General features: G+C 37.4%; 18 protein-coding genes and 1 pseudogene. 4 read left to right on the top strand and 15 right to left on the bottom strand.

Annotation, left to right across the window (positions count from 1 at the left end; genetic code table 11):
- Positions 1 to 25 precede the first annotated feature (25 nt).
- The 3 genes from CRI9333_RS22945 to CRI9333_RS22935 all read right to left on the bottom strand — a co-directional run bounded on the left by CRI9333_RS22945 (position 26) and on the right by CRI9333_RS22935 (position 2,328).
- Positions 26 to 529, bottom strand: coding sequence for a chemotaxis protein CheW (locus tag CRI9333_RS22945; protein WP_015205549.1), 504 nt, complete (start codon positions 527 to 529; stop codon positions 26 to 28).
- 83 nt (positions 530 to 612) lie between these two features.
- On the bottom strand, positions 613 to 975 hold the full coding sequence (locus tag CRI9333_RS22940) for a response regulator transcription factor (RefSeq protein WP_015205548.1): 363 nt from the start codon (positions 973 to 975) through the stop codon (positions 613 to 615).
- Between the two features lie 99 nt (positions 976 to 1,074).
- A complete protein-coding gene (locus CRI9333_RS22935) occupies positions 1,075 to 2,328 on the bottom strand; it encodes a response regulator (protein ID WP_015205547.1) in 1,254 nt (417 codons plus the stop codon).
- A 436-nt stretch (positions 2,329 to 2,764) separates the two neighbouring features.
- Between CRI9333_RS22935 and CRI9333_RS25260 the strand changes: the two genes are divergently transcribed.
- Both CRI9333_RS25260 and CRI9333_RS22925 read left to right on the top strand, forming a co-directional pair.
- Positions 2,765 to 3,679, top strand: coding sequence for a response regulator (locus CRI9333_RS25260; RefSeq protein WP_015205546.1), 915 nt, complete (start codon positions 2,765 to 2,767; stop codon positions 3,677 to 3,679).
- A gap of 66 nt (positions 3,680 to 3,745) precedes the next feature.
- Entirely contained in the window at positions 3,746 to 4,405 is a 660-nt protein-coding gene (locus CRI9333_RS22925) for a hypothetical protein (protein ID WP_015205545.1), read from the top strand.
- Between the two features lie 112 nt (positions 4,406 to 4,517).
- Here CRI9333_RS22925 and CRI9333_RS22920 read toward each other — a convergent pair whose 3' ends face one another.
- The 7 genes from CRI9333_RS22920 to CRI9333_RS22890 all read right to left on the bottom strand — a co-directional run bounded on the left by CRI9333_RS22920 (position 4,518) and on the right by CRI9333_RS22890 (position 10,332).
- A complete protein-coding gene (locus tag CRI9333_RS22920; RefSeq protein ID WP_015205544.1) occupies positions 4,518 to 5,393 on the bottom strand; it encodes a shikimate dehydrogenase in 876 nt (291 codons plus the stop codon).
- A 210-nt stretch (positions 5,394 to 5,603) separates the two neighbouring features.
- A complete protein-coding gene (locus tag CRI9333_RS22915; protein ID WP_015205543.1) occupies positions 5,604 to 5,909 on the bottom strand; it encodes a P-II family nitrogen regulator in 306 nt (101 codons plus the stop codon).
- Positions 5,910 to 6,217: 308 nt separating this feature from the next.
- Positions 6,218 to 6,712 carry a hypothetical protein gene (locus tag CRI9333_RS22910; protein ID WP_015205542.1) on the bottom strand — a complete coding sequence of 165 codons (495 nt, stop codon included), beginning with the start codon at positions 6,710 to 6,712 and terminating at the stop codon, positions 6,218 to 6,220.
- Positions 6,709 to 8,901 carry a cation:proton antiporter gene (locus CRI9333_RS22905; RefSeq protein WP_015205541.1) on the bottom strand — a complete coding sequence of 731 codons (2,193 nt, stop codon included), beginning with the start codon at positions 8,899 to 8,901 and terminating at the stop codon, positions 6,709 to 6,711. The genes CRI9333_RS22910 and CRI9333_RS22905 overlap by 4 nt, the downstream gene beginning before the upstream one ends.
- Before the next feature lie 164 nt (positions 8,902 to 9,065).
- Positions 9,066 to 9,245: a 30S ribosomal protein S21 gene (gene rpsU / locus CRI9333_RS22900; RefSeq protein WP_015205540.1), complete on the bottom strand. Its 180-nt coding sequence runs from the start codon at positions 9,243 to 9,245 to the stop codon at positions 9,066 to 9,068.
- A gap of 149 nt (positions 9,246 to 9,394) precedes the next feature.
- A complete protein-coding gene (locus CRI9333_RS22895; protein ID WP_015205539.1) occupies positions 9,395 to 9,736 on the bottom strand; it encodes an RNA recognition motif domain-containing protein in 342 nt (113 codons plus the stop codon).
- Positions 9,737 to 9,933: 197 nt separating this feature from the next.
- Positions 9,934 to 10,332: a phosphomannose isomerase type II C-terminal cupin domain gene (locus CRI9333_RS22890; protein ID WP_015205538.1), complete on the bottom strand. Its 399-nt coding sequence runs from the start codon at positions 10,330 to 10,332 to the stop codon at positions 9,934 to 9,936.
- Positions 10,333 to 10,464: 132 nt separating this feature from the next.
- On the opposite strand from CRI9333_RS22890, the gene CRI9333_RS22885 reads away from it, so the two are divergent.
- Positions 10,465 to 10,698: a Nif11-like leader peptide family natural product precursor gene (locus CRI9333_RS22885; RefSeq protein WP_015205537.1), complete on the top strand. Its 234-nt coding sequence runs from the start codon at positions 10,465 to 10,467 to the stop codon at positions 10,696 to 10,698.
- 150 nt (positions 10,699 to 10,848) lie between these two features.
- Here the strand turns inward: CRI9333_RS22885 and CRI9333_RS22880 are convergent, their stop codons facing one another.
- The 4 genes and pseudogenes from CRI9333_RS22880 to CRI9333_RS28445 all read right to left on the bottom strand — a co-directional run.
- Positions 10,849 to 11,181 (bottom strand): DUF5615 family PIN-like protein, encoded by a 333-nt coding sequence (locus CRI9333_RS22880; protein WP_015205536.1) that lies wholly within the window; start codon positions 11,179 to 11,181, stop codon positions 10,849 to 10,851.
- A complete protein-coding gene (locus CRI9333_RS22875) occupies positions 11,174 to 11,491 on the bottom strand; it encodes a DUF433 domain-containing protein (protein ID WP_015205535.1) in 318 nt (105 codons plus the stop codon). The genes CRI9333_RS22880 and CRI9333_RS22875 overlap by 8 nt, the downstream gene beginning before the upstream one ends.
- A 128-nt stretch (positions 11,492 to 11,619) precedes the next feature.
- Positions 11,620 to 11,823 carry a hypothetical protein gene (locus tag CRI9333_RS22870; RefSeq protein ID WP_015205534.1) on the bottom strand — a complete coding sequence of 68 codons (204 nt, stop codon included), beginning with the start codon at positions 11,821 to 11,823 and terminating at the stop codon, positions 11,620 to 11,622.
- Positions 11,824 to 11,987: 164 nt separating this feature from the next.
- Positions 11,988 to 12,077 (bottom strand): annotated as a pseudogene (locus CRI9333_RS28445) (type II toxin-antitoxin system HicA family toxin); the annotation flags it as partial.
- A gap of 468 nt (positions 12,078 to 12,545) precedes the next feature.
- Here CRI9333_RS28445 and CRI9333_RS22860 point away from each other — a divergent pair.
- The gene (locus CRI9333_RS22860) at positions 12,546 to 13,739 is read left to right on the top strand and encodes a hypothetical protein (RefSeq protein ID WP_015205532.1); all 1,194 of its coding nucleotides are present in this window, start codon (positions 12,546 to 12,548) and stop codon (positions 13,737 to 13,739) included.
- Positions 13,740 to 13,752: 13 nt separating this feature from the next.
- Here CRI9333_RS22860 and CRI9333_RS22855 read toward each other — a convergent pair whose 3' ends face one another.
- Positions 13,753 to 13,959 carry a hypothetical protein gene (locus tag CRI9333_RS22855; RefSeq protein WP_015205531.1) on the bottom strand — a complete coding sequence of 69 codons (207 nt, stop codon included), beginning with the start codon at positions 13,957 to 13,959 and terminating at the stop codon, positions 13,753 to 13,755.
- Positions 13,960 to 13,977 lie beyond the last annotated feature (18 nt).

Genomic DNA, 13,977 nt, shown 5'->3' with positions numbered 1-13,977 from the left:
CTAATACCTTAATTCTATTGAATTTTTACTTCTGACTCCACAAACTAACTTGGCTGATAGCTTCAGGATTCAAAACTCTCAAAATCTCATTATCCTTACTTATAAAGTAGCCTTGTAAAAACGGCATTAACTCATCCTTAAATAATTTGCGGTCAGGGATTTTCATATCTTGCACATCAAGTACGTCAATATCATTTACTTGTGGCACTAATAACCCTAAAAATTTACCTTCTACTTGCACTACCATTGCCATCATAGCTAGTAATGATTCTTGCTGTGTAATTGCCGGAAAACCTGTGAGGGCGTTTATATCTATTAACCATAAAATTTCTTCCCGCCAGTTATAAATTCCTAACACACAATTAGGAATTTCAGGAACAGGCAAAATATCTCCTATGGAAACCTGAAAAAGTTCAGCAATGCACTCCAGGGGGAGTAAAGCTATATCTTTTAAACCTAGCTTAAAACTAATAAACTTTTTTTCAGAATGTGAGTAATCACTTGATTGCGATCTATTAGGAGCAAACATTAGCTATGCCAATTTTAAGTAGATTTATTTAAACCACGCTTCCAAAGCGCAGAATGTTAATATATTCTTTATTATAATCAACCTCAAGCCATTAAAGTTTTGATTGTTTCAATCAATTCTACTTGATTTACAGGCTTGGTAATATAAGCATCTGCCCCTAACATATTTCCCCACAATTTGTCAACATCAGTATTTTTTGATGAAGAAATTACTACAGGAATTTTATTGGTAATAGGATTATTTTTTAGTTCACGGCAAAGTTCAAATCCGCTTTGATCGGGAAGAATAACATCCAAAATTATTAGATTTGGGTGATTTTTATCTATTATTTCATGTGCCTCTTGGCTATTTTTGGCAACAACTACAGATAAACCTGCTTGTTTTAAATACAAACTAATAACTTCTAAATCTGTTGCGGAATCTTCTACAACTAAAACACTATTCATATCAGCACCAACCCTCTATTTTTTATAAACCAAACACTAACATTCTGTTGCTCTACAGCTAAAATACTGTTTAATTATTTGATAAGATTCTCTGCTATACTAACTTAATTGCATCTTAGATGCAGATAAATCTACTGCTCCTACAGGAAAGTATTTCCGCACAACAGCCAGAATTTTTTGAGCCTCTACTGGTTTTGGTACAAAATCTGATGCTCCAACCACCTTAGCACGTACTCGATCTATCAGCCCATCGTTGCCTGTCAAAATTATCATGGGCGTATTGACAAAAACCCCAACTCGTCGCAGTTGAGAGCAAATTTCATAGCCGTTGACAACTGGCATCATTAAATCTAAAAAAATTAAATCTGGTTTCCGTTGTAGCAGTATTGGTAATGCTTGCACTGAATCTTGGATACTGACAAACCGAAAACCTGCCTGAGTCAAAATATGTTCCATTATCTGACAAGTTTGAGGGCTATCATCTACACAAGCAATTAGTGGGCTTGCGGCTGTAACTGTTTGATTTGACTTAACTGGTTGCTTTTGTGTAAGACTTACCGAAGATGTGCTTTCTACTTTAGTGGTAGTAAGCGCGGGCAAATCAGCTACCTCAACTAGCCCGATGATGCCTTTGCGAATGTAAGGAATTAAAGAACGGGTTAGCAGTACTAAGTCTTGTTTCATTTGCGCGGCTAAGTCCCGCAGTGTATGCTGACCGTCGATCCGACTAATAAAGTTTTGATAGACAGCAGATGGAGTTTGCTGTTGTAATTCAGTTGGTCGTTTAATTATAGGTGCAAGGTTAGGTGATATTTTGGCAAACCCCAATTTCCGCCATGATTCCCAAACTTGTAAGATATCTTTAAAAGCTTGATCTGTATTAATCGTAGCTATTTGAAGATCTGGGAGCGATTGGGGGCTTTCAGAATAGGTGAGTGATTGGATAGCCGCTTGCTGGATGATATCAAATAACACTTCTGCGATCACTCCTGTAATCACAGATATAAATTGCTCTTTGGTAATGCGATCGCGCATCACTAAGGCTGTTAACTTTTCATACTGCCAGCAACTTTGTGGAACTTCTGGTTGCGGAACGTTAAGATTAAGCGAAGTAGAGCTAATTTGGTTTTGAGATTTCCCATCAATTAACTCAGGAATAATTTCTAGACAATGTTGAATCAGATGCCTTTGCCAAAGCCGATTAAGATGGACTCCACCAGTTGCCCAACTTAAACTTCCTTGAGTAAATAGTAAGCTCCACTCCAGCCCTGAGCTTGACTGTATATTGAGAGTACCGTTGAACTGTTTCCAGCTAAGGTATTGTATCCTACTGACTTTAAACTGGTTATCCATCTGGTTTTTAAGTAATCGTATAGTTGCACTGGTAGAATATTCTTGGAGAGAGCTTAAGTTTGTTTGATATCGAATTTTTCAGATTAAGTTTAATATAAAATTATACCAGCAGATCATCATTCAAAAAACTTATTATTAAATAATATAATAAAATTATAACTAATTTTTTCAATAAAAACTGCTATTGATTTTTAGAAATATTTAAAATTTTACGGTATAAAAAATATCAAGAAATGTGATCATGTTTATGGTAAAATTTAGTACTTCTAATTGTGATAGTTATCGGCGGGGGAATTGTAGTTAAGTATCCATTTAGAGTTGCCTGGGTTAAAATAGATAATTAAAATACGAGAATCCAGATTGTCACATAAAAAGAAAGTTTTAGCAGGATCATGTAAACTTATATTTTAAAAGCAAATATTTAGGATGCAAGTAAATGAAAAAAATTTTAGTAATTGAGGATGAAGCTCCTCTGCGGGAAGATATATTAGAAATTCTTGATTGTTTAGATTTTGAATGTCTTGGAGCGGAAAACGGTGTTGTTGGGGTAAAACAAGCACAAGAGTATTTACCTGATTTAATTATTTGTGACATTATGATGCCAGAACTTGACGGTTATGGCGTGTTAAACTCCCTACGTCAGTCGGCTAAAACTGCTATCATTCCATTAATTTTCCTGAGTGCCAAAGCTGATAAAGCAGATATTAGGCAAGGCATGAATATGGGAGCAGATGATTATTTAACTAAACCTTTTACAATTAGTGAATTAGAAGAAGCAATCATGGCTTGTTTAGAAAAACAAGCAACTCGTAAACAAGCTCAGGAGATGTTACGAGAAAGCGAAGCAAAAAGTCAGCAATTAACAAAACAGCAAGAACTTCTAGATAGTTTAACTAAGCAGATTCGTAATTCTAGTGCAATTAGAAATATTATTAATAGTACTTTAATTACTATTCGCAATTTATTGCAAACTCATCGCTGTAGTTTCTTAGTTTATCGTGGCAATGTTGATGAGCCATACTTTGAATTAGTTGCAGAATCTTCTGATGTTGAAGTAGCAAATCTAGCTAAGTCTAATGCGTTAATGGAAGAAGCATCTTTAGGAGAGTTAATTCTTAACCAAAGTAGGATTGAGTTAAACGATATTTCGCAAAGTTCGCAATTAGATGTGAGTAGCTTAAATTACTTAATTTCACTAAATTATACTGCTATTTTAGCAGTAACTATTCAATTTCTTTCTGGAGAAGTTGGGGTGATCGTGTGTGAACACTTCAGCAAACCTCGGACTTGGAGCAATAATGAAGTAGAACTTCTGCAAGCCGTAGCGGATCAGTTACCGATCGCTCTTTAGTTTGGGATCATTTGGGAGCATAATAGATTAATAGTCACAAAGCGGACATAATCATCTCTACCCATTATGACTCCTGCTGAGATTGAAGCCGCGCTGCAAATAGCATTTAGTCAGTGTGAGACGTTATTTTGCAGCTTAACAGAGATGCAGAAGGAAATTCTGTTGCAAGTGTTGGTTGAGGAATTAACTGCTAAACCTATAAGTAATTTACCAACCAGTGATGATACTGATAGTATTAATCCTTTAGAGCAACTAACGGTTGAGGAACGTGAGGCTTTTTTGGAGTTTGTAAAAAAACAACAAAGGCTAAAACGTGCTTGGAAAATCCAATTATTAAATGATTGGCTGCACAACATCGACTCTGGCGCAGTACAATTTATACGCTCGCGCTATGGTATTCAATGGCTAAATCAGATCAAACAAAGCCACATAGCAGCCTATATAAAAGAAGATGATCGTTCAAGGCTAAAAGTAGGCGATCGCATAGAATTATCTAATAGATTATGGGAATGGGTACAAGAAAATAATCCTGATAGCCAAGAGTGGTTTCCTTGTAGGGTGGTTGGGATATCGGAGACACATATTAGTGAATCTGATGCTTCTTGGGATGGAATGCGATCGTATACTAATTGCTTAATTCGCTTCGATAGTGGTGTGGAATACGAGATTCAAGGAGTTTATGAGTGGAATCGTTATAACTGGCGATGGGCATCAAGTGAGGAGTGAGGGCAGAGGGGCAGAGGGGCAGGGGGGCGGAGGGGCAGAAATTTCGTTTGTGCGGTTAATCAATTAAATTATCTTTAACTTAAAACTTTGTAAAGACGTTGCATTAACGTCTTTACATTATGTGCTGATCTAAATGCTGATTGAGGGATTGGCGCATAATGTCTACCGGAATTGGTTGATTTAACCAGATTTTTAATGCGGCTGCGCCTTGGTAGATCAGCATTTCTAAGCCATCAATAGTTATAGCACCAAAATTTTGAGCCGCTTTTAAAAACTGAGTTGGTTTGGGGGTGTAAATTATATCGTATGCGATCGCATCTGTTGGTAATTTTGCCATCAACTCTGCATCTACTGGTGAGTCATTAACATGAGGGTGCATTCCTATAGGCGTTGTATTTACTAACAAATTTGCTTGCGATATTAAATTGGGTAATTCTTCCCACTGATGAACACTAAGATTTACATCTAAGGGTGAATTGGTAAAACTGTCTAAAAATTGGTTTAATTTATCCTGATTTCTGCCAACAACTTGAACCTTACTAAATCCCAATTGGGCGCAACCTGCAACAACTGCCCGTGATGCGCCACCGTTACCTAAGATTACTGCTACAGATTCTTGCCAATTACGATTATGATCTCGTAAAGGTGCGATAAAACCTTCAACATCAGTATTAGTGCCACTCCAACCGTTATGATTACGCCAAACAGTATTAACTGCCCCTACTGCTTGCGCGACGGGAGAAATTTCTGATAGTAGAGGCATAATTGCCTGTTTGTGGGGGATGGTGACGCTAAAGCCTACTAAATCTATAGCAGCAAAACCTGCGATCGCTATTTCTAAATCTTCTGGTTTAATCGGAAAAGGTAAATAGACATAATCTAGCCCTAAATGAGTAATTGCAGCATTGTGCATTACTGGTGAGAGAGAATGTTCTATAGGGCTACCAATTACCCCAAGCAGTTTAGTGGTTCCTTTGATTGCTGGCATTAATAATTGTTTGCTTTTTTAAGTAGGTCAACCTAATTAAATTAAATATAAAACGTTTAACTTTTAAGCGTTATTTTTAATTAGGACTGGGATTTGTCCACTTTTATCTAAAAGAAAAATGAGATTAAGAGGTTAGACACTCCATTGCACTTATTGTGCGCGGTGTCGGGAGTGCCAGACATCCTCTAAAAGCGTTAAAAACTAGATTAATTAAGCTAAAGTTTCTACATTCTGGCGGAAGGCGAGTATGGCGTGATTGCCTTGATAATCTTTTATAGACTCAAGGATAGCATCAGATATTTCTAGTGACACAAGGGTTTTGATTTCAATATTGGTGTTGTAACCTGCTATGTCTCCTAATCGTCTGCCGTGACTACCTTCACCTTGGACTTGATTAATGGTATAACCGCTTACCTCATGGTTTTTTAATAACTTCACAATCGGGTCTTTTAGTACTGTTTCAGCAATAATGGTGAGTAGGGTAACAGATTTAATTGAACTAGCTTTAGAGGACATAGGAAATTTTGCAGAATAAGTTGAGTGTTGTCGGGGTAGTTGAGAGTGCTGTTGCTAAAACAGTATTGTCAATGTTCCCTTGAGTTAATCATACTAGGCTTAGGTATTTGATTGATCTATCTCTTGGCGCTTTTCTTGAGGGATGTAGGGGGATATGAGGGAATTTAATCCGAAATACTCTTTATTGCTGAGATTTTTATATGAGAATTTTTGCGGTAATTATTTTTTTTTGACGATTTAGATTAACCGCAGATATACACAGATACAAGCAAATGAAACAGAAGATTTCATCTGCTTATACAAAATGTCTAATGCTTTTGTTGCGCTTCTGTCTGTTTAGTTTCCTGTGCTTTTTCAGCGATAAATTCAATTTTTTCGGAGTTAGGACTTAAAGTAAAATTACCTTGCATTTTTTGCCCCTCAACTGTTCCTTGCATCTGTACAGGTGGATTATTACAGTTGTTTAAAAAAGGTGCTGAACCTACTAATTCCACTTTTTTGTTTTGCAACTGACCATTAAGAGACGGTTTTTCCTCTGCAATTGCTTGTGCATGACTATTGTTATCAACAGGTAATAATGAGCCATTTAAGTAAATCCCAGATTGCTGAATATGTAAGATTAAATCCTTGGAGTTAACGCATTCTGGTAAATTTTTAGCTTTTAACCGATAGTTGCCATTAATTGCTGGAGGAGCTTTAATATTAGCTTCGCCGTAGGCGCTGACTACATTAAATAAAATCACAACTGAGCCAATTGCTATACCATAAAAACTGAGAGTTTTAAGATTAAAATGGCTACTCATACTTTAACTCCAGAAGGATTTTTATCTGAAAGCATTGATGCCAGATGAGAAGTAACTTTACTATAGCGGCGAGTAATCAAAAGTGTGGAGCGACATTGAATAGCCAGTTGATCTGTATATCGTCCCAGGGTTTGACGCTCAATACCCCAAGCACGACTCGTACCCGCAATGGTAAGGTCAACGGTTGCGGAAGCTTCTACAACTGCTGCAATAGGGTCTGATGACTCTATAATTGGCATTTCAATGCGCGATCGCACACGCTCAGGTAATTGCTCGATCAAAGTGCTGGATTCGTAGCTTAACTCCCTAACAGGTTGATTTGCTTGCGTAACTCGTAAAATACTGAGGCGACGAGTATCACTATTAATCAGCAATCTTATTGCTAATTCCAGCCCTAATTCATCATGGATATTAGCAGAATAAGGTACTAACAAGTTTTCATAAGGGCGTGCTAAATTGCTGCTATCAGCTAAATCTACAAATACTGCTACATCTACTGGCGCGGTGCTGAGAATTTGACCTACTCTACCGCCTAAACGATTAGTACTAAAACCTGAACGATGCCATCCTAATAAAATTAGATCCGCACGGTCAAGTTTAGCAATCTTTGCTGTTTCTCTAGCTACATCATTCGCCATCCGCACAATTGGATGCACCATTGCGCGTACATCTGGTGGTTCTAATGTTTGAATTAATTCTTCTAATTGAGTACGGCGTTGTTGAATTAAGCGGTCTGCTTCAAGTGGTGTGCTACTAAATAAGTAGTCATCATTGAGTTCAATTAACTGTAGCGGATGCACAACTGATGGTTGTAATTTTGTCCCCGCGATCGCCAATGCTAGTTCTAGCAAAATCTTCTGTGTATTCGGATTAGCTACAGGTACTAAAATTTGATAGGTAGCAGTTTCAGGTGTAAGCTTTTCTAAATCCTCTGGTGTTTGTCCTACTTCCTCTAAAACATCTTGTTGAATTAAATGTTTAGGGTAAGTCCATTCTAATAGTGGGGAAGTCATAAATGTTGTCACTAGCGCCATGATTACTAACATAGTGAACAACAACGGCGAAATTACCCCTAAGCTTAAACCTATATTGAGTACAATTAACTCAGTTAAACCGCGAGTATTCATTAACCAACCGAGTGCTGAGGCTTCCCGCTTTTCAATTCCACAAACACGGGCTGCTACATAAGTACCAACGTATTTACCAATAATTGCAACTGTTAGTACTAATAGACACAGCAGCCATAATTCAGGTTTATTAAGTAAGCCAATTTCTGTACGCAAACCGCTATAAGCAAAGAAAATTGGTAGTAAAAATGTTAGTACAAAGTCTTCAGTTTTTTCTGCTAACTCCCTCACTAAGCGAGGGTTTTTTGGCATTGCTGCGCCTAGCAAGAATGCCCCAAAAATTAAATGGATACCAATTAATTCTGTAATTAATGCTGAAGCAACTACACCCATATAGATGCCAGCTAAAACGAATTGGCTAAGTCTAGCTGTGCGATTATAATGGTCAGAAAGCTTTTGGAGAAACCAACGTCCTGCGGTGAGCATGAAGCCGATATAAAGCAGGGAATAAATAATAGTTGGTATAGCTCCAGCCATGCTGTTAGTGCGAGTAACTGCGATCGCTAATGCCAACAAACACCAAGCTGTCACATCATCGACTGCTGCACAAGTCAGTGCTAAAGTTCCTAAGCGCGTACCCTGCAAGTTATTTTCAGTAATAATTCTAGCAAGTACCGGAAAGGCAGTAATAGACATTGCCGCGCCTAAAAATAAGGCAAATGCGGTAAATGTTACACTACTATTAGAAACTAGCGGGTAAAGCAGCAGAGCAAGTAAACTTCCCAAGGAAAACGGCACTAATATACTGACATGGGAAGTTAAAATTGCGATATCCAAATTTCCCTTAAGATATTTTGGATCTAGCTCTAAACCAATCAGAAACATGAAAAATATTAACCCTACTTGAGATAGTATATTCAAGAAGGGAACTGCTTCTGCTGGAAATAAGGATGCGGCTAAATCTGGAGCTACTAAACCAAATAAAGATGGTCCTAACATAATTCCAGCTACAATTTCACCGATCACCAAAGGCTGTTTAATCCAGCGAAATCCTAAGCCTACAACCCGCGATAGTCCGATAACTATCAGCACTTCAAATAAAACAAGAACGATTGTTTGCATAAGTTCCTCAAGGGTGACTTAAGGGTGAAATATGTCTTTGATGTTGCTTATACTAACCGCAATTTTATGAAAGTGCTTTTTAGTTGTGATTTATTTAACAATAGTGCTGAATGCTTAAGATAAAGAAGGCTCTGCGATCGCAAAGCCTTCTTTTAAAAATACTTTTAACGGAAACGTTTTTTGCGTCTTGCTGCAACCGCCTTGCGTTTGCGTTTCTCTATGGGAGTTTCAAAGTGCCGATTTTTCTTTACGTCTGCTAAAATTCCCGCTTTAGACACTTCGCGCTTGAACCGACGTAAAGCAGAATCAATTCCTTCATTGTCGCCTAAAACTATTTGGGTCATTCTTACTCCTTTGTTCCCAGATGCGATTCAGTGGTTAGGTTACCTTTATTTTCTAAAGTTTTATGCAAGAATTCAATAACCAGTATCAATCAGGTAGTGCCAGTAGGCTACTGCGATCGTAATGTCAGATTGATACTGATTTGGGTAGGCTAATAGTCGCCGCGTCTGTCGTTTCCTCTAGAGGAATTTCCGTAACCACCGCCGCGATTACCGCCTGGACGACCACCCCCGCCCCCGCCTCTGTTATCTTCACGAGGTTTGGCTTTGTTAACTTTCAGATCACGCCCCATCCACTCTGCACCATCCAAAGCTTCAATAGCTGCGTTTTCTTGATCTTCTGTTTGCATTTCTACAAAAGCAAACCCGCGTGGTCGTCCCGTTTCGCGGTCATTGGGTAAATTAACGCGCTTAACAGTTCCGTATTCTGCAAACACGGAGTTAAGATCGTCTTCTGTAACTTCGTAAGACAAATTACCTACATAAATCGACATGGAATACCTCCAAAGCTAAATAATGCGGAGATTCAGTTTCAGAGATATGCCTGCCGAGACATAGGGAGACATTTTCTGGAAATTCTGTAGAAAGAAACAAAACCTACAACCGAATCATATTCAACAATTGGTACTTTACCATACATCGCTGGTAGCGATCGCTCCGTTTTCCATCTAGTTAAACGCTTTGCTTCTATTCATGTTTCGGGGTCTTCTGGGAAGCGGATGATGTCGTCGTCTCCCAGGTATTCTCCATTTTGGATTTCAATCATCACCAGTGGAATCACCCCTGGATTTTCCACGCGGTGAGATGTAGACATAGGGACATAAGTTGACTGTTTTTGCATCAAGATCGTTTCTTGACCATTACAAATTACTTTCGCTGTACCAGCTACAACAACCCAATGTTCACTACGATGGTAGTGCATTTGGGTACTAATATGATGACCTGGCTTAACTTCAATGCGATTAATTCTGTAACGATTACCGTCTTCTAAGACTGTAACTGTACCCCAAGGTCGTACCTGTGTGGTAGTTGGATGTGTTGGTGACACATCACTTGGATTTACTAGCTGCTGATTCTGGTTTTCAGTCATGGCTTGCTTGCTGATAGTTAATTATAAGGTATGGCTTTTATATGATTAATAGTAACTTTTGGGTATTCTAACTTTGATACTGTTCTAATCGAAGATTGCAGTAAGGCACAAGCCAAACCAGGGATTTTGAAGATGTCTAATGAAAGTGCGAAGAAATTTCTCGCTGATGCTGCTCATAATATGGTATTGCGCGAAAAGTTTACACAGGTGACAAATCCTCAAGAATTTATTCAAACTGTTGAGGAGTTGGGTTACACCTTTACCACAGATGAACTTAAGGAAGTGGTGAAAGAATATAGTGAGGGAGTTGTGATTAGAAGGAAGACAGGCGTTTGGCAATGGCTACGCACTATTAACTGGGTTTAGTGTTTTAAGATAGACCTCTCCCCTAGCCCCTCTCCTGCAAGCAGAGGGGATAAGATGTTACTACCCCTTCCCTTGTAGCGAAAGGGGTAGGAGAGTTAGGTTTTTGCACGTTACTTTTTATCCCTTTGTCAGTATATGTAAAAATATACTTTATAAAAACTCTAGATAATTTGTCATTTCTTCGGCATCAAGTACCTCCCAAATGAGTATTAACGCCTGCAAAATTTCTCCAATAGATTTACTTTTTTGGAGAGAGTAAGCAATACCCCGATGAGAAAAACCAGCATGATGTAATCTCAAGAAGTCAGTATCTTGCGTGAAAATAACCCGCTTTTGAGATAAAGCAAATTCTAATTGCTGTTCATCTGATTGCCCAATCATTCCTTGTTCTGGGGTAGTGGTAACATCAATTCCTCGTCTTCTCAATCCATTCGCTATGGCAAAGCTAACATTTTCATCTAAGTGAAATTTAATCTTAGCCATGTTGAGGATTTTTTAATTTTTGTTGTAATAATGATGGTGTTTGGGCTTTCAGTTTGCGGGCAAATTCTTCATCTGCGTCAATTTGTTGACGAATTTCATCTCGATGATCGTGATAATAGGCTAGGGCTGCATAGACATCAGATAAGCTAATACTGGGATGGTGATAAAGAATTTCGTCAGGTGACAAACCCATTTGTTCGTGCCAAATCACGATATCCTGAACTCTGATCCGATGTCCTGTAATGCGGGGTTTTCCTCCGCAGACTCCAGGGGTGATTTCAATGTGTTCTTTGATAATGTTAAGTAACATAGGATGAGATTAATTAAATTAGTCTATTAAATATTATGACTTTTTAGAATAGTTTGGCTGTAGGATTGATACATAGGGTAAGCGAAGAGTTTTTAAATATTTGATAAAACTGTGTAAATACTCGGTATTCACTGTTTTTCTAGTTCTAGTAATACTTCATTAAGATTGAGTGGTGTTTCATGTTGTACTTCCTGCATTGCCAAGATAAGTCCTTCATCCTCTATGGCTTCTAGCAAGCGTAGATAGTCAGGAAAATCTATGATTACTTTTTTGATATTGCCTTCAGTATCAGTAATAAGTTCTTGAGCAAATGGGTATTGATCGACTTTCATTTTGGTTTAGGGATTAGTATTCATAATATAACTTTAATGTTAAGAGGATTAGGAGTGCGATCGCACCCACAACCTACACAATAAAATGTCTTGGCGTAGTCTGTAATTAGCACGTATTGCCCTACTTTTAGACTCTAAATCTTTAGATATTGTCAAAATTACATCTACTGTAAAAATCCTTCAATTTCCTCATCGTTAAAGCCAAATTGCCTAAATATACGCAATACATAAGCAGGTGACATTTCTTTTGCTCCTCAATCATCAAAAATTCATGCAGTTCTTCTATAGAAATAGGAGCCTTATAAATATCCGGTTCAGTTTCATAAACTGCTTGGAATGAATCAATACCTTCTTTTAGCTTGTTAATTACATCTTCTTGGGTTTCGCCTTGTCCCACTATGCCATTTTCTAGGCACAAAGCAACCCAATAGCCTGCACTTTGTCTAATTACTACTGTGTAAAAATTCATTATTGTTTATCTGGTATTTCAGATTGTAATGTTGGCATGGTCTACCCTACTGTTATTATTAACACATGGTCATAGATATAGGCATATTCTATAAGAGAGCGATACCTTCGGGAAGCTACGCTAACGACCTGTATAGAATATGGAATATGCCTAAAAAATGATCCGCACTCCTAAATTATCACTTACCTTTTGTTGCGGAAGGTATGAAGTGCTAAGGCTTGATTTATTTTTACCTAGATTCTATAACTTGATCATGTCGTCTATAAAAAGAAAGTATTTAACAGCTTCACTTAAAAGGCTAAATCAGGAATCCGAGCAAGTAAATCGTAAACTAATCTACGCTGGTGGCTCGATACGCTTTCAGTCAGAAAGAGATTTAGAGGATTATATAGAAAAATATTTTCACGAAATATTCCCTGACTTAATTTTGTTCAAGCGTCAGCATAGTATTCAGCTACAGCGATGTGATTTGTTGTGTTGTAATAAATTTACTCAGCAACCTGTAATAATTGAGTTAAAAAATGAAGAGGATAGATATATAGTTCCTCAGTTAACTCGTTATAGAAAAGCGATTTTGTTAGCACAACCAGTTGCTAATGAAATAAATTACTCATTACCAATTAAACTAATAGCGATCGCACCTAAGTTCCATGAAGATAACTACACCGACAAAGAATCATCCAAATTTGAAGAGGATTTTTGCTTTTGGCAGTTTACTTTAGAATTAGAGAACAATTGTGGCAAATTTAAACTATTGAATAATAGTTATAATATTCCTTACCCTATTTTTGGGTTGCCAAACCAAGTTACCAGTTTAAGTTTACAACCTCTTATTTTGCCTGCTTTTACCATGAACTTTTTAGGGGGAATGCCCTTAGAAGGTCGTGATGATTTTAGAAAATTGCGCTCTCTTTTGATGGCTCAACCCAAAATTAAGGAAATTGTGAGCCACAACTATAAAACAATATTATACGCAATAGGAGAAGGAGCAAGCCATAAAAAGTTGGCAGAAATTACTAACACTCCTAGAGGCTTATACTTATATTTGTGGTTGCCCACCCACGTAAAAACTAATATTAAAATACCTGTTACTAGATTTGGATTTGTTTTATATAATAACCAAAGTCCCTTTGCTGAAGCTTCTCTTGTTGAATGGATAGTCTGTACTGAAGATACTATTAATATTAAAGATAAGCCGGATGAGATATCTTGCTCTTTTAATAGGCAGGGTATGATAAAATGGTGCAGACCAAAAGCATATCTTTGGCAAGCAACATTAGGATCTCAAAATACATTTTATTTACTAATATACTTTTTAAAAGGTATTAAGCCACCTATTGATCAGGATACAATGCAATGGTGGGAATCATATAAAACACAAACTCCTGAGCATTTAGGTTGGTACATTGACTTGGCTATCCAAACTTGGAATTATCGGATTAAATAGATTTTTTTTATACTTACAAAATTGAATTAGATATTAACATATTTTTTACCTCGCTTAAAGATACTGAAGGGCTATCTTCTTCTTGTTTAGCTGCTCTTAAATCTCTTAAATCTTCTAAAGATTCTAGCAATTCCTGAATCTGTAAAAATTCATCATAAGGCAAAACAGCAAATTCCTTTTGCCCATTTTTAGTGAGGAACTCAGGATGTAGTTCAATCATTTGTTAATCTCATTATAT

Source organism: Crinalium epipsammum PCC 9333, assembly GCF_000317495.1.
In the GTDB taxonomy this organism is placed as follows: Bacteria; Cyanobacteriota; Cyanobacteriia; order Cyanobacteriales; family PCC-9333; genus Crinalium; species Crinalium epipsammum.
The sequence above is the reverse complement of the archived record's forward strand: the minus strand, read 5'-3'. Positions and strand labels throughout refer to the sequence as shown.